Raw genomic sequence first — 20,975 nt, forward strand, 5'->3', positions numbered from 1 at the left:
TGGAATCACTATGAAAAGAACGGAGGGTTCCCCGTGTTGTACATTAAATTCCGTTTTACCACTTTGCGCGGCTAATTGAATACTGCCAAAGGCTCTGCACCTGTGCAGGGCGAACGGGATAGGTGTGCTATGATAAAGGGAACCGCATGGAACCTTAGAATAGAATATGCCTGATTTGGCCGGGAACGCGAACGGGGATCGATATCCTCAGTTTGCTGGTTTCGGGCTGTTTTGGGAACCGTTTGCGTAAACACAGGTGCCGTGCCTGTGTTTATTTTTTTCCTAAAGGGAGGAACTCAGATATGACGGAACAACAAACATTGGAGCAAAAAGCCATCTTGGTTGGCGTAAATTTGAATCATCAGGCGGATTTCGACTATTCCATGGAAGAGTTGGCTAATTTGACGGAGGCTTGTGACATTGAAGTCGTTGGCGTGCTCACGCAAAATTTGCCTAAAGTTACCCCGTCGCATTATATCGGCACGGGCAAAATCGAAGAGGTGCGGGCGCTCATGGAAGCGCACAATGGAAATCTCGTCATCTTCAATGACGAGTTGTCCCCGTCGCAGCTCCGTAACCTGGAGTCCGATCTGCAGTGCAAGGTCATTGACCGGACACTGCTGATCCTGGATATTTTTGCAGAGCGGGCCAAAACCCGCGAGGCCCAGCTTCAAGTCGAAGTGGCCCGGTTAAAGTACATGCTACCGCGGCTGATCGGGCTGCGGGAATCGTTGGGCCGCCAGAGCGGCGGAGTCGGCACGAAGAACCGCGGCGCGGGGGAAACGAAGCTGGAGCTCGACCGTCGGCGGATCGAGGAGAAGATCACCGCGCTCAGCCGTGAGCTGGAGACGCTGGTTGCCCACCGCCAAACGCAGCGCAAGCAGCGCAAGAAGAACGACGTGCCCGTCGTATCGCTTGTCGGCTATACCAACGCCGGGAAGTCGACGATTATGAACGCGCTGCTCGAAACGTACAGCCCGGGGCAGGAGAAGCAGGTGCTTGAGAAGGATATGCTGTTCGCCACGCTGGAGACATCCGTCCGCAATATCCCGCTGGAGGATAACAAGGCGTTCCTCCTGACGGATACCGTTGGATTTGTGAGCAAGCTGCCGCATCATCTGGTCAAGGCGTTCCGATCTACACTGGAAGAGGTCTCCGAAGCCGATCTGCTGATCCATGTCGTTGATTTTTCCAATCCGGAATTTGCAAGGATGATCGAAATCACTCATCAGACGTTAAAAGAAATCGGCATCACCGATATCCCGGCGATTTATGCTTATAATAAGTCCGATCGGACGGAACAAGCGATTCCGGACGTACAGGGAGATATTATCTATCTCGCGGCAAAACCCCGCATTGGGATCGCCGAACTGGTGGGCGAAATCCGCAGTCGGATTTTCAAGGATTACATGAAATGTACGATGCTGATTCCTTTCGATAAAGGATCGCTGGTATCTTATCTGAACGAACACGCCAACGTGCTGGATACGAGTTATGAAGCCGAAGGGACGAAGCTGACTTTGGAGTGCCGGCAAAGCGACTACGGAAGATACCAGGAGTATGTCATAGAAGCGGCGGAGTAACGGGAGACGAAGAGGTGGCCGGGGTGATTGCGCAGGGATGGTTCGAAAAACGGTTGTCGGATGGGAACGTAAGACGTATAATAGCCCACAAAACACGTCTTTCTAACAAAGGAGAGCGATACGCATGTCCGATATGTTAGTGAAGTTATACGATCTGCCCCCATTCGAATCGGTTAAGGACTACGAGGCGCGTACCGGGATTACCATCCGCCGGGCCATTGCCCCGGAGAAGCACGTGGTCTCGAAGTGGGTGGGTGAGCACTTCGATATGCGCTGGGTCAGCGAATGCGAAGTGGGGTTCGCCCGCGCGCCGATCACCTGCATCATCGCCACGGAGAACGACAAACTGCTTGGCTTTGCCTGCTACGACACCACGATGAAAGGGTTCTTTGGCCCGACTGGCGTGGATGAGCAGGAACGGGGCCGGGGTATTGGCAAACAGCTGCTGCTCTATACGCTCTACTTGATGCGGATGGACGGCTATGGTTATGCCGTGATCGGCGGTGCGGGCCCGAAGGATTTCTACGCCAAAGCGGCCGGCGCGATCGTGATCGAGGGCTCGGTGCCCGGAATATACAAAGGGATGCTGCGATAATGCAGCATCCCATTTTTTGTAGCAATTTTAACGGACTCCAGAGACGTTATTAGCCTCAACGACACGGTTTCTTAGATCTAACGGACTGAGATGACGTTATTCTGCAACAATCGGCTGTCAGTCCACTAACTGGAGCTAAATAACGGCATTTGGGTCCGCTACATCGGGAAATGTCCGGGAAATAGGCAAATAACGTCATTACGGTCTGTTAGCCGTTAACTGCAAAGCTCCCGCTATACCGCCGGCAACGTCACCTTAAAGGCCGCGCCTTGGCCCGGCTCGCTGTCGACCTCGATCGTGCCGCCGTGGGCTTCGACGATCGATTGCGTGATCGACAGGCCGAGCCCGGCTCCGCCTTGTTTGCGCGTGCGCGAAGCATCGATGCGGTAAAACCGCTCGAATACATGCGGCAGATGCTCGGCGGCGATGCCCGGCCCGTTGTCCCGCACCTCCAGCTCGGCCCGGCCCGGCAAGCCAGAGAGGCGCACCGCGATCGTCCCCTGCCGCGGGTCCGTGTGCTGTACGGCGTTGTGGAACAGGTTCAGAACCACCTGTTTGATCTTGTCGCAGTCGCACATCGCGATCAGCCCTGGCTGGAGGTCGAACCGCACCTCGCGCTCCCCAGCCAGCATCCGCAGATGCGGTTCCATCTCCGCGACCACCTCGTCCAGCTGCACCTGCGTCCGCTGGACGACCGGGGTGCGGTCAAGCTTAGCCAGCGTCAGCAAATCCTCGACCAGCTTCTTCATTCGCTGCGATTCGCCCAGCATGCTGTTCAGCGCGGTATGCAACTGCTCCGGCCGGTTGGCGGCTCCTCGCAGCAGCACCTCCAAGAAGCCGTGAATCGAGGTGAGCGGCGTTCGCAGCTCATGGGAAGCGTCGGCGACGAACCGGCGCATCTGTTCCTTCGCTTCGCGTTCAGCTTCGAAGGATTCCTCGAGCCGCTCCAACATCCCGTTAAATGAGATCCCCAATCGATCGATTTCCGACTGGCCCGATGCAGTCGTGAAACGGTTGCCAAGATTACCGGCGTTCGTATCTTCCACGGTGTGTACCATTTGGTTAAGCGGCGTTAAGGCCCTGCGCAAAATCGGCAGATACAGCGCTAGTCCGCCGGCCAATGCCAGGAGAGAGAGACCGACGAACGTCAGCAGCTGCCGCATCACGACTTCGCGCAGCGGCGCGGTGTAAGTGCCCATTTGTACAAGCCAGGCGCGTTCGCCTTGTTCGCCCGGCAAACCGATAGAACGGAAGACAACCAGCTGCTCCTTCCCGTCCTCATCCTCGATCACATGGTAACTCTCCGATTCCGGCCGCCCGGGCGTATCCTTTTCGAATAAGGTGGCATATTCGGTATCAGACAGCCGGGGCGCAACTGCGCCGGATTCGGCGTTCAAGTCGATGAACCCGCTATCGTTGTTGATGATCGCAAGCGAGGTGTTGGGGATGAACAATTGCGGAGGACGTCCGCCATTCGTCCCAGTCCCGGCGGCATCCGCCTCCGGCTTCGGCAACCCCGTATGTTCAGCCGGCCGTCCCGCCCGTGTGAAGACGTCCCGGAGCGGGCCGCGCATCTGTGAGGCCATCGATTCGGCTTGGTTCTTATATAGGAAGTCTTTCATGATCACATATTGGAATACACCGATCAGGATCAGGAGCGCGGCTAACAACAGCAGGGATCGGGATAGCAGCTGAAAGCGGAGCGAGCTCGGGGAGAACCGGCTTCGCAGCCCTCCGATCAACCGCTTCCCGGCGTAAACGATCCGCTTTCCGCCAGTCTTTGTCCGGCTTCCGCCGGCAAGGGGCTTCATGGCAGATCGACGCGGTAACCCGCGCCGCGCAGCGTTCGAATTAACCGATGCTCCCGATCATTCAATTTTTCACGGAGAGAGCGGATATAGACCTCCACGATATTCTCCTCGCCACCGAAGTCGTAACCCCAGACTTTATCTAAAATCGTCGTTTTGCTTAAGACGATCCCATGGTTAAGCACTAAATATTTCAACAATTCGTATTCGGTCGGGGATAATTCAAGCACCCGTTCCGAATAAGAAATTTCCTTGCGTCGATCGTCCAGGCGGAACGGGCCGATGGCCACTTCGCCGAACAGCGCCGGAAACTGATTGCGCAGTCGCGCGCCGATTCGAGCCAGCAGCTCTTCGAAGCTGAACGGTTTAACGACGTAGTCGTCAGCGCCGAGGGTCAGTCCCTTAACCCGATCTTCCACCTCGTCCTTTGCCGTCAGCATGATGATCGCTACGTTCTCGCCGTTCTTCCGCAGCAGCCGGCAGACTTCCCAACCGTCCATCCCTGGCATCATCACATCCAGCACGATAACATGCGGTTGAAACTCGGCTGCGATCGCGACCGCGTTCATGCCGTCGCCGGCGGTACGTACCTCAAAGCCTTCATTCTGTAGCCCCAACTCGAGGAACTGTACGATATGAGGTTCATCATCTACTAGCAGCACTTTTGCCCCTTTGACCTGGTTCATTGAAGTCATCCCCCTTGCACCTATCCATTCGTTGTCATTCAAACGCTGATGTCTCCATTATGCGCGATGATGCTGAGCGTTTGCTGAATGTCGACTGAAGGTCGACTGAGCACCAACGGAGAAGGTCCTGCGCGCAAAAGCCATGTGTTGATCGTACCCGGTTTGTCCGGGGATGTAAATCGCAGATATCGCGCGGGGATGCGCTCTTGATTGCTCCTCCGCTAATAAGCTATACTTTTGACATGAATTCATGTTAAAGGGGAGTAATGAGATGGAAAAAGTATTGATTTTCGGTCATAAGAATCCCGATACGGATACGATTTGTTCGGCGATCGCGTACGCGGACCTGAAGTCCAAATTGGGCTGGGATGTGGAGCCCGTGCGCCTGGGAAGCGTCAATGGGGAAACGGCGTTTGCGCTGGAGCGTTTCGGTTTTGAAGCGCCTCGTCTGGTTGAAGCGGTAGCCGGTGAAGTCAAGGAAGTGATCTTAGTCGACCATAACGAACGTCAACAAAGCGTCTCCGACATCGATCAGGTGCGCGTGGCCGAGGTCATCGACCATCACCGGATCGCCAACTTCGAAACGAGCGGACCGTTGTACTATCGGGCTGAACCTGTGGGCTGCACCGCAACCATCCTGAATAAAATGTACAAAGAAAACGGCGTAGCCGTACCGGCCAATATCGCCGGCCTTATGCTGTCTGCCATCATTTCTGATTCCTTGCTGTTCAAATCGCCGACCTGCACGGATCAGGACGTCGCCGCTGCACGTGAGTTGGCCCAAATCGCTGGCGTCAACGCTGAAGAGTACGGGCTGGACATGCTGAAGGCTGGAGCAGACCTCAGTGATAAGACGATTGAGCAGCTTATTTCCTTGGATGCCAAAGAATTCGAAATGGGCGGAGCCAAAGTGGAAATCGCCCAAGTGAATGCGGTGGACGTAAACGATGTCTTGTCCCGTCAAAGCGAAGTCGAGGCAGCTCTAAACGGTATCATCGCCAGCAAAGGTCTGGATCTGTTCTTGTTTGTCGTGACCGATATCTTGAACAATGATTCCGTTGGTTTGGCGCTGGGTAAAGCGGCCGATGCGGTGGAGCAAGCTTATAATGTGAAGCTGGCCGACAACAAAGCGGTGCTGAAGGGCGTCGTGTCCCGTAAATCGCAAATCGTACCGGTGCTGACGGACATCTTCAATAAACGATAATATTCTCTGAATGACCGAGAGCCTTGCCTGACGGCAGGGTTCTTTTTTGTTGCGTGACTAATCAAATTTAAAGTATTCCGGGGCTGCGGGCAGGAAAGCCGAGAAATTACCCCGCTTAAGCGCTTTAATGCAGGGTTGGAGGTTTGAGTGGCGATTCGATCTTTAATATAATCTAGGACGTTGCGCGTTGCACCGGTCCTGTTTGAGAGATATGAAAGAGGGGGGATTTTACTTGCTTCATCGTTTAAATATAAAACGGGTTTGGTTTGCGAATACCCGAAGCGATGTGTTGTCTGGACTGACAGTAGCTTTTGCCTTGATCCCGGAGGCAATCGCGTTTTCGATTCTAGCCGGCGTGAGCCCCATGGTCGGATTGTACGCTTCCTTTAGTATCGCCGTGGTGATTGCCTTCGCCGGCGGGCGACCGGGTATGATCTCTGCGGCTACCGGCGCGATGGCGCTGCTGATGGGCGGACTCGTTCGCGACCATGGCATCGAGTATCTGTTTGCAGCCACCGTTTTGGCCGGAATTTTGCAATTACTCATGGGTTATCTCAAGCTGGGCCGATTTATTAGCTTCTTGCCGCACCCGGTAATGACGGGGTTCGTGAATGCATTAGCTATATTGATTTTTATGGCGCAGCTCACCCATTTCGAAAAACAAGGTTGGTTGATGTACGGGTTAGTGGCGTTAACACTTGCGATCATTTATCTGTTTCCGCGGCTGACCAAAGCGGTACCTTCGGCCTTGGTTGCGATTATTGCGGTCTCCATATTAACCATCTCCCTGCATCTGGATGTGAGGACGGTCGGCGACATGGGCGCAATGACGTCGGCGTTGCCGGCGTTCCATCTTCCCGAAGTCGGATTAACCTGGGACATGTTGAAGACTATCTTCCCGGTGTCGTTATCGCTGGCTTTCGTGGGGCTGTTGGAATCGCTCATGACCGCAACGCTGATCGATGAGATCACGGACACCTCAAGTGACAAGAACCGTGAGATGAAGGGCCAAGGGTTGGCGAATATCGTGACCGGATTCTTTGGGGGGATGGCGGGCTGTGCCATGATCGGCCAGTCGATGATTAATATGAAATCCGGCGGTCGGACGAGGTTGTCGACGTTGGTCTCTGGCGTGGGCCTTCTGTTCCTAGTCATCGTGTTAGGGGACGTAGTTCAACAGATCCCGATGGCGGCGCTTGTTGGCGTCATGGTTATGGTATCGATCGGCACCTTCGATTGGAATTCCCTGAAATCACTTCGCAAGGTTCCCGTGTCGGACGCGCTTGTTATGGTGGTGACGGTGGTGGCCGTGGTCGCCACGGATAATCTGTCCATCGGCGTGGGGATAGGAGTCTTGCTCAGTGCGTTATCCTTTGCCTGGAAAATGGCCCGAATCCGGACTTCCGTCCGTGAGGAGCAAGGAGCCAAAACCTATGTCGTCGCTGGACAGCTCTTCTTCGGAACGGTGAGTCATTTTCTGCTGGAGTTTGATGCGGCCGGCGATCCGCAGCGGGTGGCGGTGGACTTTTCGAAGTCGCATGTCTGGGATCAGTCCGCCGTAAATGCGATTTCGAAGCTGATTCTCAAATATCATCAACTTGGCAAAGAAATCCGCATCATTGGATTAAACGAGGAGAGCACAAGGTTGATTGAACGGGTAGGGTTATCTGCTCCTTCAGGGCACTAAAAGAACAAAAAAAGGCTGTTCGCATGGGTTAACCCCAGCGAGCAGCCTTTGCTTCGTTTATAGGAGGCGAAACCGCTCCAGTTGACCCCAGAGCCCTTCTTCCCGCAGCACTTCCCGTTGTTTCGGTCCAATCAGGTCGAAATGGGGAAATAGCGAACGGTGATGTATATATCGGGCGGGAAGGTCGTGGGATTCGCACCAGGCTTTGAGCCGCTCCAAATCGGAACAGCCGACCTTGGTGACCGTCTTGGCTTCAGGAAATCGTGGATCCAGCCAAAAATGAGTCAAGAAGCCGATTTCTCCTCGGGCCACCGTCTGTTTCCATGCTTCTAATTCCTCTCTCGACACGCCGAATGCCACAGCCTAGTTCTCCTCCTTTGCCCTTTTAATTTAGTTATGAATGCCTCTCCATAAAAAATTAACGATCGCTTCAGCCGCCTGTTCCGCCGAAGGAAACAGCTTGTTCTTGTCGGCATATTGGCGTTCTCCCACCCGCAACATGGATACATACAGATGGGCGACCAGGTTCGGGTCGCTGCAGATGATTTCACCTGACTCGGCGGCTTGGGCAAACCCTTCGCGAAGCGTTTCGTACAAATCGTTTTCATGGCGAATTAAAGTCTCCTGCTGTTCTCCGGACAAATGATGCTGAATGCTGCGGAACATCTCATCCATGTGAACCCGAGGGATTCTTAAATAGTTGATTGTAATTTGTAGGAGTCTTTCCCGAAACGTGCCGGGCTCCACCAGCAGCTTCCGAATTCGCCCGTTTACCCGCGCGAGCGTCGTCGCGACGGAGGCGACAAACAAATCCTGCTTCGTCGGATAATAATAATAGACGCTGGCTTTGGTGATCCCGCACTGCTCGGCGACCTCATTCATGGACACGGACTTATATCCCTTCTCCATAAACAAGAGCGACGCGGTGCGCAGGATCTGCTCGGACGTCGCCAGGGCGTCCGGCTGCTGGACGGGCCGTCCCAAAGATCGTTTATGCGGTGGGGTCAACCTTCATCACCTCGAGCAACTTGTACTGAGCAAACATTATATCATATTTTTCATTTGATAATTAACCTACCGGTATATATAATTAATACTCAGAGTGATTTAAATCACGTGGAACTGCAATAAAGACAAGGAGATGGAATCATAAATGGATCAAATACTAGGTCGACTAGCCCGACTGGTGGCTGGACGAAGAACCAAGTGGATTACGTTGGCCGTCTGGATTCTGCTTGCCGGCGGATTAAGCGCCCTATGGCCCAGCGTCAACTCGATGGAGCGTAATAATGCGGCCAACTTGGATGCGAACCAGCCCTCGGTGATAGCCGAACAGCTGGCAGAGCAGGAATTTCCGAGCGACAGCGGCATTCCCGCTCTAACGGTCTGGACGCGGGAAGGCGGGCTGACGGATGAAGATTACACCCGCCTGCAGGCGCTGACTTCGTATTTCACCGATAATCCGTTAGAAGGGGTGGAACTTGTACTCCCGCTCGAACAAATGCCGTTGCCGGCGCTCAAGCAGCAGGCGTCCGAAGACGGCACAACGTGGGTGTTGCCGTTCTTCTTCGCCAAGGGGACGGAAACCGAGGTGATGAAGACCGGCATGGAAGAGATCCGCAGCCAAGCCGAGACGATTTTTGGGAATGATCCGTTTGCCGTTAAGCTCGGAGACCATGGGCTCATTGCCCGAGTATCCGGACCGGCGGGCATCTCGATCGATGCGGTGGGGCTGTTCTCGAGTGCCGACGTTTCGCTGATGATCGCCACCGTCTTGATCGTGCTGATTCTCCTGCTGCTCATCTACCGTTCGCCAATTCTGGCAATCATTCCGCTGATTGCCGTTGGTTTTGCTTACGGCGTAGCCGGACCGATCCTTGGCAAAATGGCCGAGCAAGGCTGGATCACTGTCGACTCGCAAGCCATTTCAATTATGACTGTGCTGTTATTCGGGGCGGGAACCGATTACTGCTTGTTCTTGATCTCCCATTTCCGGCAGCTGTTGACGGAGGAGAAGGATAAGACGAAAGCCCTGGCATCCGCAGTTAAAGGGTCTTCCGGCGCGATCGCCATGAGCGGATTTACCGTCGTGATCGCCCTGCTGGTGCTGCTGTTAGCTAAATACGGCTCTGTACAACGATTTGGTGTGCCATTTAGCTTGTCGATTCTGATCATGGGGATCGCCAGCTTGACGCTTGTACCGGCGTTATTGGCCATTTTGGGCCGCGCCTCCTTCTTCCCGTTTGTTCCGCGCACGCCGGAAATGCAAGCCGAACGAGTCAAGTTGCGGAAGAAACCGGTACGCCAGCCCAAAGCTAAAGCCTCGACGGGTTGGATCGGCCGAACGGTAACGAAACGGCCATGGACGATTTTTATCGTGACAACGCTGCTTCTAGGAGTATTGGCTTCTCAGGCGACCCGCATTGAATACACCGTGGATCTGCTCTCTTCCTTCCCGGAGGATACGCCTTCTCGGGAAGGATTTGCGGTGATCGCCGATAAATTTACGCCGGGGGAATTAGCTCCGGTTAAGCTGATGGTGGATACGGAAGGTAAAGATATCAACCTGCAAGACATGTTCAGCAACTTGCCTTTTGTCAGTCAGGTATCTGCTCCGGCCGAAGGCAAGACCAACCCCAATATCCGGGCCGTTGAGCTGCAGTTTAATGTCAATCCATATTCAAACGAAGCGATGAAGCATATTCCAGAGCTGCGGAAGACAGCGGAAAGCCTGTTAGCAACCAAAGGCATCGGCGAACCGGAGAATAAGGTGTGGATCAGCGGACAAACCGCTACGCAATACGATACTGAGAACACCAATGCTCGAGACACAAAGGTCATTATCCCTATCGTTATTGGGCTGATCGCTTTGCTGTTGCTTGTATATCTCCGTTCGATTGTCGCAATGATTTACTTGATCCTAACTGTTGTATTATCCTATTTCGCCGCGTTGGGTATCGGTTGGGTTGTCCTTCACGACCTGATGGGCAACGCCGCGATCCAAGGGTTGATTCCGCTGTATGCCTTCGTCTTCCTTGTCGCGCTTGGTGAGGACTACAACATCTTTCTGATCTCGAGCATCTGGAAGAAACGTAAGGTGATGCCGCTGAAGGATGCGATCCGCGAAGGCGTTAATGAAACCGGGAATGTTATTACCTCGGCCGGTCTGATCCTAGCCGGAACGTTTGCCGTACTGGCAACGCTGCCGATTCAAGTGTTGGTGCAATTCGGCATCATTGCCGCTGTTGGAGTGCTGCTTGACACGTTCCTCGTGCGTCCATTCCTTGTGCCGGCCATCACGATGCTGCTTGGCAAGGCGGCCTTCTGGCCGTCCAAGGAATCCGGGCCGGAGCCGGTGAAGGACACGGGGAAATAACAAATTTCTTCAGACGACAACAACTTTTTGAAGCACTTGAGGTGCCGCTGAGTAGGCGGGCTTCGGGTGCTTTTTTTGACAATAGCAAGGTTACATATTTCCTTCTCTCTGACCGCAGAATAGGTGGATGGCAGGGTACTGAATTTCGATGAAACGGGGGAAAGTGGGATGGCGAAGGCGCAAAACGGTGAGGGAAAAAAAGGAGAGTTACGCTGGTGGCAACTCTCCTTGCTGGGGGTGGCGTCGACCATAGGCACCGGGTATTTCCTCGGTTCAGGCATCGGCATTCGTATGGCGGGTCCATCCATCCTGATCGCGTTCCTGTTGGCTGCGGTTGGCACCTACACTGTGTTTGAGGTGTTGGCACGAATGACCGCGGATCGACCGGAGCAAGGCTCCTTCCGTTCGTACGCGAAACGGGCCTTTGGACGCTGGGCGGGGTTTGGCAGCGGCTGGGTGTATTGGAGCTCGGAGCTGCTCATCATGGGCAGCCAGTTGACGGCGTTATCGTTGTTCTCGCGCTTCTGGTTCCCCGGCGTGCCGATGTGGATTTTTGCGATCGGATATGCCGTGCTGGGACTTGGCGTGATTCTGTTGGGCAACAAGGTATTCGATTCGATGGAAAATATTCTGTCGGTTATCAAAATTGCCGCCATTCTAATGTTCTTGGTGGTTGCTGGAGCTGCGCTGATGGGCTGGATTCCCGGGGGCGGCGGTAAAGCACCGGAATTTCCGCATACGGCCAAGACCTTCTTCCCGGCAGGAGGGATGGGGTTGTGGTCGGGATTTATCTTTGCGTTTTATGCCTTCGGCGGCATCGAGGTGATGGGGATGATGGCCATTCGTCTGCGCGACCCGAAGGAAGCCCCAAAAGCAGGAACGATAATGCTGCTGTTGCTCTCAGTGGTGTATTTATTATCGATCGGGCTAGCGGTCACCATGGTTGCCTGGAACGCCATCGACCCCAAGCGAAGTCCGTTCGTTACGGCCTTAGGAAAATATCCGTTGCCCTTTATCCCTCATGTGTTTAACGGCGTGCTGATCGTGGCCGGTTTTTCCACCATGGTGGCCTCCCTATATGCAGTGACGACCATGCTGGTCACACTTGCAAAAGACAAGGATGCGCCTCCGTTGTTTGCTCGGAAGGCCTGGCGGGAGCGTCCGCTCTACGCTATCGGCTTAACTGCCGCCGGACTTGCAGCTTCCGTAGTGCTGTCTTTTGTGATGCCGGGACGCATTTATGAGTACATTACGACGTCGGCCGGATTGCTTCTGCTTTACAACTGGTTTTTTATATTAGTGACCTCCGGTAAGCTCCTGAAACTTAGCGGATTTGGACAGGTCAAACGCTGGGGCGGCATGGCATTGATTGCATTGGCGGTGACAGGAACCTTGTTCCATGACACGAGCCGGCCGGGCTTCTGGGGTAGTTTGGCGTTTGTTGGCGTGATCGGGATTGTGACGCTAATTATGCAGTTTGTCATCTGGAAGCCGAAGAAGCAAGCCAAGCGGCGGGGGCGCCAGGCGAAGTCGCTGGTGCTGCGCCCCAAGCGGACGACGTAAACTTTATAACCGCTGCGCCAGCAGTACGGCGGCCTGATAGCCGAAGTAAAGCCCGAAGCCAATCAAGGACACGCCCGACAAGACCGATATGAGGACCAGGATCCGGTTCGTCAGCAGCTTGCGAAACACGCTGGCAAACCCGGCCATGGTGAAATCCCAGAGCAGCAGCCCGACGATAATGGCGCTGCTGTTGATGATCAGATCTTGGGCTCGTACGTTTGCCGAGGCTTGGGCTAATACGGAACCGTAAATCCCCAACCAGAACAAAATGGACAGCGGGTTGCTGACGGACATGAGAAATCCAGACAGGAACGATTTCCGCAGCGGCTCGCTGCCTCTCATTTCGCCCTCCGGGATTTTGCCGGCTTGCTTCAGACTGTCGATGCCAATATAGGTGAGTACGAAGAAACCAAACAACCAGAGGAAGGTTTTCATGAACGGAGTGTTCAGGAAGTGCACCACGCCAAAATAAACGAGTAGCATGTACACCAGATCGGCGGATAAGGCGCCAAGGCCAACAAACCAGGCGTGAAGGAACCCGCCGCGGATGCCTTTGTCCAACTGAGCCGCATTCACCGGCCCAATAGGGGCGGATAAAGATAAACCGAGTAGCACATAGCTAAGAAAGCTGTTCATGGCGAAACCTCCAACAATAGAAGTAAAATAAAGCTGCTTGTACAGCATATTCAGACAGATACGCTTGTACGACATTTAAATAGATAAAATACCTCTTGTAAAACTAATACCTTTAGTTTAGATTATAACTAAAGGTATTAGTTAATGAAGAGAGGCGATATAATCATGAAAATAACGAAGTACGGACAACTTCAGCAATTGTCGTTTATGCCCCGGTTGTTTCCGGTGAATTGTTACTTGATAGAAGAAGAGGATGGCGTAACACTGATTGACGCGGCTCTGCCGTATAGCGCCAAAGGGATTCTTCAGGCTGTACAAGAAACGGGCAAACCGCTGACGCGCATCGTCCTCACGCATGTGCATGACGATCACGTCGGCGCGCTTGATGCCTTGAAGGCAAGGTTTCCCGAGATTCCGGTGTATGTGTCCGCTCGCGATGCGCGCCTGATGGACGGCGATGTTTCGCTTGATCCGGGCGAGCCGTCCTCCCCCATCCGCGGCGGGGTGCCGAAGAAGCTGGTCACCCGTGCGGACGTCACGTTTATGGATGGGGATCGCATCGGTTCGTTGCAGGCGGTAGCGGCGCCGGGTCATACGCCGGGTACGTTTGCCCTGCTCGACACGCGCAGCGGTGCGCTTATTGCGGGCGACGCTTTCCAGACTCGGGCGGGCATCGCCGTGAGCGGCACTGTGCGACCGCTGTTTCCGTTCCCCGCGCTGGCCACCTGGCATAAGGAAACTGCGTTGACCAGCGCCCGCAAGTTGGCCTCACTGAACCCATCGCTGCTGGCGGTCGGGCACGGGCCGGTGCTGGAGCAGCCAGCCGCCGCCATAGCCAAAGCGATCGCGGCGGCCGAACGCGCGCTAGGGATGGCGCCGTCTGCAACCGCAGCGGCTGATTTCGGCCGGAAGGAGGATGAACATGTCGCCAAGAATCGGGATTGACAGCACGGCGGTGCTGTTAGCTGCCGTAGACGTGGCAAATGCGGAAGGATTAGAAGCTGTGACGATCACCACGGTCGCCAGGAAGCTGGGGATTCGGCCTCCTTCTCTCTATAACCACGTGAGCGGCCTAGAGCAAATCCGCACGGAATTGGCGAAATACGCGCTGGATCGGCTTTATGAGCACATCTCAACGTCTACCGGAGAAGCATCGGGGGAAGCCGCAATCCGCAATTTTGCCAAGGCGTATCTCGAATTCGCACATGCGTATCCCGGGTTGTACGATGCGGCGCAAGCCGCACCCGGTCCGGATGTGGCGTTGCAGGAAGCAAGTGGGCGCATTGTGAGTCTGATCCTGGGTTATCTCGGCAGCTATTCCTTAACGGAGGATCAGGCTTTGCACACCGTGCGCGGGCTGCGAAGTCTGATTCACGGCTTCGCCTCCCTGGACCGCCGCGGAGCGTTTGGCTTGCCGCTCGAGCTTAGGGACAGCCTGGAATTTAATCTTCGCCTGTTCCTCCGTGGATTGGATCAACTCACGCCGTATTGACAACGTTTTTTCGACTATGATACTTTAGGCTTGAACTAAAGAGGATCGTCGGAACCGAGGTGAAGCATCCATGAGCAAGAAGAAGGGACGTTCCGGTCCAGAGGCGCCGGCCAATACCGCGGCAGATAAACCGGCTACGCTGAAGGATCTGCTTGGCGAGGATACGTTGGCCAAGCTGAAGGCGCAGGCCAATGAGTTGAAGAAAGAGGAGGAACGGCGTCAGGAGGAGGCTCGCATCCGCAAGGAAGAAGCGCGCCGCGCCGAGCAGAAGCGACTCGAGAATGATTTCGAACACCTGCTAAATACGAGTGAACAGGACTGGCATAAATATAAATAACAACTTGCATTGAACCCCAAAGTAATTACGGCTCCTGGAAGCGGGAGCTTTTATTTTTGTTTGAACGGCGAAGGAGGGGCAGCGAATGGAGCATATCGGGGCGTGGATCATCTTTTTCCTCATTATTGTGTTGCTGGGTTTGTTTAACCAGAAGTTTAAATATTCCGCCAAGCTCCGGGAATCTTATGAGGAGTTAACCTCGCTCTCGGATCGGACCCGCAAAGGAAGAACCACGAAAGCGGACCTGGCGCGCTGGGATGCCGCATTGGCACGGCTGGAGAAGCATCCAAGTGAATATAACAAGCTGGATCAAGAGATCCGCTTGAGAGAGGCTTATGTTCTTTATTTAGAACAGCATTATCCGGAAGATGAGCGGCTTCCGATGCTGCGCGAAGCGGCCGGATTTCGGAAGGATTCGGTTTGGGGGATCAAGATGAAATCTTGATTTTGACAGGTCTATCGGGTCGTGATACCATGGTGAAGTCCAAAACTTTTGACATTCTGGTGATGCCGATGAACAATAAGATCAAGCAGCTCCGGAAACGCCTGGGCTTAACCCAGAACGAGCTGGCCGCGGAATGCGGCGTGACGCGCCAAACGATCAATAGCGTGGAGAATAACCGGTACGACCCGACGCTTGAGCTTGCATTCAAGCTTGCGCATATTTTGCAGACGAAGGTGGATGAACTGTTTATTTATGAGTAAATTCAACCGCGATTACATCATAACGATGGATGATATTGTTAGAGAAGGGGAACCTATTCTTCGAGTGGTGACGGAGCCCGTCAGCGTTCCTCCGACCGAGGAAGACCGCGAGGAAATGGCAGCGATGCTGCAGTTTCTGAAGAACAGCCAGGACCCGGAGGTGGCGAAGAAATACAAGCTGCGCGCAGGCGTGGGGCTATCGGCGAACCAGATCGGGCTGAACAAGCGGATGTTCGCCGCTTTGCTGACGGACGAGAACGGCAAGGACCGGCCGCTGGCCCTGTATAATCCGAAGATCATCAGCCATTCCCAGGCGATGACGTATTTGCCGGAAAGCGAAGGCTGCCTGTCGGTAGACCGCCTGGTGCAAGGGTTCGTTCCACGCTATGAGAAGGTTCAGATCAAAGCCTGCGATGAGGCGGGCAACGAGGTCAAGCTGCGTTTTAAAGGCTTTGATGCCATCGTGATGCAGCATGAAATCGACCATTTGAACGGCATCATGTTTTATGATCATATCAATGCGGAGCACCCGTTCAAGCTGCCGAGCGGCGTGACGATTTCCAGTTTATATTGAAGATCCGCACAGCCAGAATTCTAGATTTGATAAAACGAACGGAGGAATTCCCTTGTCTACTCATTCCCAATCCATCACTGCCATGATCGATCATACCCTGCTGAAAGCGGACGCCGGACGCGCCGCCATCATCAAGCTGGCTGAAGAAGCCAAGCAATACGGTTTCGCATCGGTTTGCGTTAACCCTACATGGGTGAAAACTGCGGCAGAGATCTTGAAAGAATCTCCTGTGAAAGTCTGCACGGTGATCGGTTTCCCACTTGGCGCTTCGGCGCCGGAAGTGAAGGCATTCGAAGCCGCTCATACTATCTCCGAGGGGGCCGGTGAGGTTGATATGGTCATTAACATCGGTGCGCTTAAAGACGGTGACGACGAACTCGTACGCCGCGATATCGCCGGGGTTGTCCAAGCTGCCGCTGGAAAAGCGCTGGTGAAGGTCATTATTGAAACCTGCCTGCTTACCGACGAGGAGATCGTTCGGGCAAGCAAGTTATCCGTCGAAGCCGGAGCCGATTTCGTGAAAACCTCAACCGGATTTTCGACCGGCGGCGCGACCGTGGAAGCGGTCGAGCTCATGCGCAAAACGGTGGGTCCAAACGTCGGCGTGAAGGCGTCCGGCGGCGTGCGTTCGCTGGCAGATGCCGAAGCGATGATTAAGGCGGGGGCAACGCGCCTGGGCACCAGTGCCGGTGTGGCTATCGCCCAAGGGCAAACCAGTCAAAACAGCTATTAAGACAAGGGCCGGCGAAGGCTGGCGCAAGAAAGCTACATGAGGGAGAAACAGGGTGCTATTCCAGAGCGAATGTGGAAATGGCACCCTTTTTCCGTTTATCCAAACTTTTTATGGACGTCTTCCGTTACAGCTACAGATGTCTCCCGCGGAAGGCGTCACTTGATAAAACGCTTGGAAAAGAGGAACAGTATGATACACATTGATCATTTATCCAAAAAATATACGCGTGGTGGTCTAGCGCTAGATGATGTGACCTTAACGCTAAACGAAGGTATGGTGGGTCTTTTGGGCCCCAATGGTGCCGGGAAATCGTCGCTGATGCGTATATTGGCCACGCTCACGCCACCCACTTCGGGCGAGGCGACGCTGTTTGGCGTCTCGCTGCGCCAGGCGGAGGAAATCCGCCGCATGATCGGTTATCTCCCGCAGCAATTTCAGGTTTACCCGCAGCTAACGGGAGTAGAATACCTCGATTATGTCGCGGTGATGAAAGGGATGACGGACAAGAAGAAACGTAAAGCGGAGATTGAGGCTCTTCTGGAACAAGTAAACTTGCAGGATAAGGCGCGAAAAAGAGTGCAGACCTATTCCGGCGGTATGAAACGCCGTCTCGGCATCGCCCAGGCGCTGCTTGGTTCCCCGCAGGTGCTGATCGTGGATGAACCTACGGCCGGCTTGGATCCCGAGGAACGCGTCCGCTTCCGTAATCTGTTGACCCGCTTCAGTCTGGGACGGATCGTGTTGCTGTCGACACATATCGTCGCCGATATCGAAAGCAATTGCCGTCAAATCGCCGTTCTCGACAAAGGGAAAGTCAAGTTGTCCGGGGATCTGTCCGAACTGCAGGAATTCGGACAAGGCAAGGTGTGGGAGGTTCGCCTCAGCGAGAGCCAATTCGCCCGGCTGGATCCGATGTCCGTCGTGTCCACGCGTCCGACGGAAGGCGGCTTGTTATGCCGAATCATCGGCGAAGTCCCGCTGGAAGGAGCCCAAGAGGCCACGCTCGTTCCGCCGACCCTGGAGGACGGATATCTGGCCCTGCTCCGAAAGGGCCAGACGGAAGGGGCGACTCGGGGATGAACAAATGGAGACGATTGTTTCAATTCGAGCTTCGCATGCTGTTCGGAAACCGGTGGCTGCTGGGTTTGCCGATCGTGTTCGGCCTGCTCGTGTTCTGGAATCTTGAACGGCTGCCAGGACGTGAAATTTTGTTTTTTCAACGTTCGTACACCAGCCTGACGCTGCTGCACACGATGAGCCTGGGGCTGACGATGCTCCTTGGCGTGATGACAATCCGCCGAGACATTCGCCGTACCTCCTATGAATGGAATGCGGCGCTGCCGGTGTCCTATATGTCCAGGATTTCAGCGAAATATACGGCAGCAGTACTGTATTTTACGATATTTTCGGTGCTGGCCGGAGCCGCGTTCGCCTGGAACTCTGCGAGGATGGACGTAGCGTTTTCAATCACCCGGGAATTTGCGGTTTATTATCTGCTAACCTTCGAGGTTTCCTATCTGGTGACCTTGGCGCTGGCGATGCTGCTCGCCATTTGTATCGCCAATCGGGCCGTCTATTTGATTGCATTTTGCGCCTGGATGTTTGGAACGTTCTTTCTGGATATGTTCCTGCTCGATCGCAACAAGTGGTATGTGCTGCGCACGTTTCATTTAAATCAACTGTTCGTGACTGGGGATGCCGATGCTGAAACGTGGGGGATCCGGCTGATCGCGGATGAGTTAGCCGCTTCCCGTTGGTTCGTGTTGGCATTTGCTTTGCTGTTGCTAACGGCCGGCGTGCTCCTGCTCAACCGGATCCGCCCAACTGCCTTTCGGCGAAGTAACTGGGTGGCCGGGGGCTTGGCCTTGGTGTTAGCGGTCGGTGCCTTCGTTCCCTATCTCTCCATTTGGGGTGAACGTTATGCCGAATTGCATGCGAAGCTTAGCGACCCTGGGGTCAAGACCGTAGAGGCACTCCGAGATCATCAAGTCGAAACGTTTCAGATCGAGCGGTATGATATCAACCTGCAACGGGAGCCGGATGATCGCTTGAAAATCAAGGCGGCGCTGGATATTCCGGCAGGCCAGTTAACGGGACGCAGCGAGCTATTGTTCACGCTTAATCGTACGTTCCAGGTGAACCGGTTAACGGTGTCGGGTTCTCCCGTCAAGTTCTCTCATGAAGGGGAGAGGCTTACGGTTCCATTGACCGCTCCTTTAAACGCAGACAAGACGGTCCAAGTCGAAATGGAATATGCCGGTAAAGTCATGGATTATGTAGCCCAGAATTATACCGAAGGTTCGTATCTGGCTTTCGTTAAGGGGGAGAACGTCCTCCTGCCCGGCTATATGGCATGGTATCCACTGCCGGGGGATTTTCCGGTTTATATGAAGAACAGCGGCGGGAGCGACTCTTTGCAGGCAGCGGTTGATTTTGGCGGCTGGCACCTTCCGACCTCCCAATTCCGGATCTCCACGTCCGGGTTCGCTTCTAAGGTATACGGAAACCTGGAACATATGGAACAGACCGGCGAAGGGCAGGTGTTTGAAGGCAAGTCTGCTGCAGTCATCCGCTTTTACAGTGGGGAGTTTGAAGAAGTGAGCAACCCGAAGCTGCCGGTTCGCCTCGTGACTACGCCCTACGACGTCAAAACGGCCGAAAAGTTGTTGGAAGCATGGGCCGGGGAGTACGTATATTTTGCCGGATGGGTCAACCATTTGGATCCTAAACTGGATCAAGTACTGATGCTGTCGATGAACAACAACCACTCCTTCGACATAGAGAATAAAACCTATTACTTGATCTGGTTGGTGAGCGAAGTGGATTACTTCGCAGACCAACTGATGAACTCGATGCTGCTCGGTACGAACGAAGGGGAAATGAACATTCTGAAGGCATCCGAGGATGTGCGTCCGCAGCTTCGCGCCTTGATGTGGTATATGTATTACCGAGAGTATAAAGGGTATACCGCCGATGATTTGAAGCAAGGTTCTGGGGGCGGCCTGTTGTACAACTTGTTTGAGCCTTCGGAAGATGCCGATCCGGATCACGTGGGATTGCGGATGGCGGCACAAGTAGCCGGGGCGCTGGATGAAGGGAAGAACAAACAGGTGAAAGAGGTGTTAAACCATTTCTATGCGCTTGGATTGGAAATCCCTAATCAAGTCGACGCAGAGGGCGGACCTAGACCGATTCCGTATGCCGAATGGGAACAGGAATGGAAGCGGGTGATGCATGATGCAGATGCGAACTGATGCACGAAGCTGGCTACGCGGACTGACCTTGGAGCTAAAAGTACAGAAACAACCGATGGCGTGGCTGGCACTGCTGCTGTTCGTCGTCTATATTCTCAGCATCCTGCTTAGTGATCCCGGTCGACCAAGAAATGTGTATTATTTCTCGGAAATGGCCCTGTTTTCGCTGGCGATCATCATTCCCTTATTGCTGTTCCAGCGGGAAATTAGTGGAGGCGGCATGGAGGTCATCGCCACGTATCCCGTTTCATTAAGAATGCTGGTCTTCCGAAGATGGCTGCTAGCCATCCTGTTGACGGCGGGATTAGGGATGATCCTAATGTCGGTATATGCCTGGCATTTTGGGGGGATATGGACGGCTCAATATCCGTGGAACGGCGCCGAGGTGAACCCTAAAGCTAAGATGACTGCTGGCTCGCTGATTCTTCAGAACCTTCCGGCTTACGTGTTGTTGATCTCCTTAAGTACCACCGGAGTTATTGCGTTTCGCCGAATTTATGGAGGATTAGTGCTCGGCTTTGCCGTTTGGGTGCTCGATACGATGAGCTCGGGAGAATGGTTGGGGCGGTGGACCTTATACGCAAGTTATTTGAAAAAAACGTATTCCTTTCCACACAATCGGATCGGCCTGTTGGTCGCGTCGATGATTTTGCTTATTTTGGCCGTCTGGTTATTTGGGAAGAGGGAACGTTGGATCAGCGTAGAAGAGGAATAAGAGAAGTGCAAAGGGGGAGGAAACTTC

The 20,975-nt window shown here is 54.1% G+C and carries 21 protein-coding genes; 16 read left to right on the top strand and 5 right to left on the bottom strand.

What is annotated here, in order from left to right:
* Positions 1-302: 302 nt before the first annotated feature.
* Positions 303-1,583, top strand: coding sequence for a GTPase HflX (gene hflX / locus M0651_RS08185; RefSeq protein WP_248551351.1), 1,281 nt, complete (start codon positions 303-305; stop codon positions 1,581-1,583).
* Positions 1,584-1,707: 124 nt separating this feature from the next.
* Positions 1,708-2,178, top strand: coding sequence for a GNAT family N-acetyltransferase (locus M0651_RS08190; protein ID WP_248551352.1), 471 nt, complete (start codon positions 1,708-1,710; stop codon positions 2,176-2,178).
* Positions 2,179-2,411: 233 nt separating this feature from the next.
* On the opposite strand, the gene M0651_RS08195 is transcribed toward M0651_RS08190, so the two are convergent.
* Positions 2,412-3,989 (bottom strand): sensor histidine kinase, encoded by a 1,578-nt coding sequence (locus tag M0651_RS08195; protein WP_248551353.1) that lies wholly within the window; start codon positions 3,987-3,989, stop codon positions 2,412-2,414.
* On the bottom strand, positions 3,986-4,672 hold the full coding sequence (locus M0651_RS08200; protein ID WP_248551354.1) for a response regulator transcription factor: 687 nt from the start codon (positions 4,670-4,672) through the stop codon (positions 3,986-3,988). The genes M0651_RS08195 and M0651_RS08200 overlap by 4 nt, the downstream gene beginning before the upstream one ends.
* A gap of 271 nt (positions 4,673-4,943) precedes the next feature.
* On the opposite strand from M0651_RS08200, the gene M0651_RS08205 reads away from it, so the two are divergent.
* Together M0651_RS08205 and M0651_RS08210 are read left to right on the top strand one after the other, a co-directional pair.
* Positions 4,944-5,876, top strand: a complete 933-nt coding sequence (locus M0651_RS08205) for a manganese-dependent inorganic pyrophosphatase (protein WP_248551355.1) — start codon at positions 4,944-4,946, stop codon at positions 5,874-5,876.
* A 232-nt stretch (positions 5,877-6,108) separates the two neighbouring features.
* The gene (locus tag M0651_RS08210) at positions 6,109-7,563 is read left to right on the top strand and encodes a SulP family inorganic anion transporter (protein ID WP_248551356.1); all 1,455 of its coding nucleotides are present in this window, start codon (positions 6,109-6,111) and stop codon (positions 7,561-7,563) included.
* A gap of 57 nt (positions 7,564-7,620) precedes the next feature.
* On the opposite strand, the gene M0651_RS08215 is transcribed toward M0651_RS08210, so the two are convergent.
* Both M0651_RS08215 and M0651_RS08220 read right to left on the bottom strand, forming a co-directional pair.
* Complete coding sequence (locus M0651_RS08215; RefSeq protein ID WP_248551357.1) at positions 7,621-7,923, bottom strand: hypothetical protein; 303 nt, start codon at positions 7,921-7,923, stop codon at positions 7,621-7,623.
* A 30-nt stretch (positions 7,924-7,953) separates the two neighbouring features.
* Positions 7,954-8,571 (bottom strand): TetR/AcrR family transcriptional regulator, encoded by a 618-nt coding sequence (locus M0651_RS08220; protein ID WP_248551358.1) that lies wholly within the window; start codon positions 8,569-8,571, stop codon positions 7,954-7,956.
* 145 nt (positions 8,572-8,716) lie between these two features.
* Here M0651_RS08220 and M0651_RS08225 point away from each other — a divergent pair, with 145 nt between their 5' ends.
* Together M0651_RS08225 and M0651_RS08230 are read left to right on the top strand one after the other, a co-directional pair.
* The gene (locus M0651_RS08225; protein WP_248551359.1) at positions 8,717-10,939 is read left to right on the top strand and encodes an MMPL family transporter; all 2,223 of its coding nucleotides are present in this window, start codon (positions 8,717-8,719) and stop codon (positions 10,937-10,939) included.
* A gap of 168 nt (positions 10,940-11,107) precedes the next feature.
* Positions 11,108-12,502 (top strand): amino acid permease, encoded by a 1,395-nt coding sequence (locus M0651_RS08230; protein WP_248551360.1) that lies wholly within the window; start codon positions 11,108-11,110, stop codon positions 12,500-12,502.
* Positions 12,503-12,505: 3 nt separating this feature from the next.
* Here M0651_RS08230 and M0651_RS08235 read toward each other — a convergent pair whose 3' ends face one another.
* Complete coding sequence (locus M0651_RS08235) at positions 12,506-13,138, bottom strand: LysE family transporter (protein ID WP_248551361.1); 633 nt, start codon at positions 13,136-13,138, stop codon at positions 12,506-12,508.
* Between the two features lie 165 nt (positions 13,139-13,303).
* Here M0651_RS08235 and M0651_RS08240 point away from each other — a divergent pair, with 165 nt between their 5' ends.
* From M0651_RS08240 to M0651_RS08285, 10 genes are all read left to right on the top strand, one after another.
* Complete coding sequence (locus M0651_RS08240; RefSeq protein WP_248551362.1) at positions 13,304-14,083, top strand: MBL fold metallo-hydrolase; 780 nt, start codon at positions 13,304-13,306, stop codon at positions 14,081-14,083.
* Complete coding sequence (locus M0651_RS08245; RefSeq protein ID WP_248551363.1) at positions 14,061-14,630, top strand: TetR/AcrR family transcriptional regulator; 570 nt, start codon at positions 14,061-14,063, stop codon at positions 14,628-14,630. The genes M0651_RS08240 and M0651_RS08245 overlap by 23 nt, the downstream gene beginning before the upstream one ends.
* A 70-nt stretch (positions 14,631-14,700) precedes the next feature.
* Positions 14,701-14,967, top strand: a complete 267-nt coding sequence (locus M0651_RS08250) for a YqkE family protein (RefSeq protein WP_248551364.1) — start codon at positions 14,701-14,703, stop codon at positions 14,965-14,967.
* A gap of 85 nt (positions 14,968-15,052) precedes the next feature.
* A complete protein-coding gene (locus tag M0651_RS08255) occupies positions 15,053-15,412 on the top strand; it encodes a hypothetical protein (protein WP_248551365.1) in 360 nt (119 codons plus the stop codon).
* A gap of 68 nt (positions 15,413-15,480) precedes the next feature.
* Positions 15,481-15,672, top strand: coding sequence for a helix-turn-helix transcriptional regulator (locus M0651_RS08260; protein WP_248551415.1), 192 nt, complete (start codon positions 15,481-15,483; stop codon positions 15,670-15,672).
* Positions 15,665-16,246 (top strand): peptide deformylase, encoded by a 582-nt coding sequence (gene def / locus M0651_RS08265; protein ID WP_248551366.1) that lies wholly within the window; start codon positions 15,665-15,667, stop codon positions 16,244-16,246. The genes M0651_RS08260 and def overlap by 8 nt, the downstream gene beginning before the upstream one ends.
* Positions 16,247-16,328: 82 nt before the next feature.
* Positions 16,329-16,979 (top strand): deoxyribose-phosphate aldolase, encoded by a 651-nt coding sequence (deoC, locus tag M0651_RS08270; protein WP_248551416.1) that lies wholly within the window; start codon positions 16,329-16,331, stop codon positions 16,977-16,979.
* A gap of 189 nt (positions 16,980-17,168) precedes the next feature.
* A complete protein-coding gene (locus tag M0651_RS08275; protein ID WP_248551367.1) occupies positions 17,169-18,059 on the top strand; it encodes an ABC transporter ATP-binding protein in 891 nt (296 codons plus the stop codon).
* A complete protein-coding gene (locus tag M0651_RS08280) occupies positions 18,056-20,233 on the top strand; it encodes an ABC transporter permease (protein WP_248551368.1) in 2,178 nt (725 codons plus the stop codon). Before M0651_RS08275 ends, M0651_RS08280 begins: the two co-directional genes overlap by 4 nt.
* Complete coding sequence (locus tag M0651_RS08285; RefSeq protein WP_248551369.1) at positions 20,214-20,948, top strand: hypothetical protein; 735 nt, start codon at positions 20,214-20,216, stop codon at positions 20,946-20,948. Before M0651_RS08280 ends, M0651_RS08285 begins: the two co-directional genes overlap by 20 nt.
* The last annotated feature ends 27 nt before the right edge of the window (positions 20,949-20,975 follow it).

Source organism: Paenibacillus mellifer, assembly GCF_023195895.1.
Classification (GTDB): Bacteria; Bacillota; Bacilli; order Paenibacillales; family Paenibacillaceae; genus Fontibacillus; species Fontibacillus mellifer.

Excerpts from the sequence above, each read along its gene's own strand:
- hflX (WP_248551351.1), top strand. The coding sequence starts at position 303 with ATGACGGAACAACAAACATTGGAGCAAAAAGCCATCTTGGTTGGCGTA.
- M0651_RS08190 (WP_248551352.1), top strand. The coding sequence starts at position 1,708 with ATGTCCGATATGTTAGTGAAGTTATACGATCTGCCCCCATTCGAATCG.
- M0651_RS08195 (WP_248551353.1), bottom strand. The coding sequence starts at position 3,989 with ATGAAGCCCCTTGCCGGCGGAAGCCGGACAAAGACTGGCGGAAAGCGG.
- M0651_RS08200 (WP_248551354.1), bottom strand. The coding sequence starts at position 4,672 with ATGAACCAGGTCAAAGGGGCAAAAGTGCTGCTAGTAGATGATGAACCT.
- M0651_RS08205 (WP_248551355.1), top strand. The coding sequence starts at position 4,944 with ATGGAAAAAGTATTGATTTTCGGTCATAAGAATCCCGATACGGATACG.
- M0651_RS08225 (WP_248551359.1), top strand. The coding sequence starts at position 8,717 with ATGGATCAAATACTAGGTCGACTAGCCCGACTGGTGGCTGGACGAAGA.
- M0651_RS08230 (WP_248551360.1), top strand. The coding sequence starts at position 11,108 with ATGGCGAAGGCGCAAAACGGTGAGGGAAAAAAAGGAGAGTTACGCTGG.
- M0651_RS08235 (WP_248551361.1), bottom strand. The coding sequence starts at position 13,138 with ATGAACAGCTTTCTTAGCTATGTGCTACTCGGTTTATCTTTATCCGCC.
- M0651_RS08240 (WP_248551362.1), top strand. The coding sequence starts at position 13,304 with ATGAAAATAACGAAGTACGGACAACTTCAGCAATTGTCGTTTATGCCC.
- M0651_RS08245 (WP_248551363.1), top strand. The coding sequence starts at position 14,061 with ATGTCGCCAAGAATCGGGATTGACAGCACGGCGGTGCTGTTAGCTGCC.
- M0651_RS08250 (WP_248551364.1), top strand. The coding sequence starts at position 14,701 with ATGAGCAAGAAGAAGGGACGTTCCGGTCCAGAGGCGCCGGCCAATACC.
- M0651_RS08255 (WP_248551365.1), top strand. The coding sequence starts at position 15,053 with ATGGAGCATATCGGGGCGTGGATCATCTTTTTCCTCATTATTGTGTTG.
- M0651_RS08260 (WP_248551415.1), top strand. The coding sequence starts at position 15,481 with ATGAACAATAAGATCAAGCAGCTCCGGAAACGCCTGGGCTTAACCCAG.
- def (WP_248551366.1), top strand. The coding sequence starts at position 15,665 with ATGAGTAAATTCAACCGCGATTACATCATAACGATGGATGATATTGTT.
- deoC (WP_248551416.1), top strand. The coding sequence starts at position 16,329 with ATGATCGATCATACCCTGCTGAAAGCGGACGCCGGACGCGCCGCCATC.
- M0651_RS08275 (WP_248551367.1), top strand. The coding sequence starts at position 17,169 with ATGATACACATTGATCATTTATCCAAAAAATATACGCGTGGTGGTCTA.
- M0651_RS08280 (WP_248551368.1), top strand. The coding sequence starts at position 18,056 with ATGAACAAATGGAGACGATTGTTTCAATTCGAGCTTCGCATGCTGTTC.
- M0651_RS08285 (WP_248551369.1), top strand. The coding sequence starts at position 20,214 with ATGATGCAGATGCGAACTGATGCACGAAGCTGGCTACGCGGACTGACC.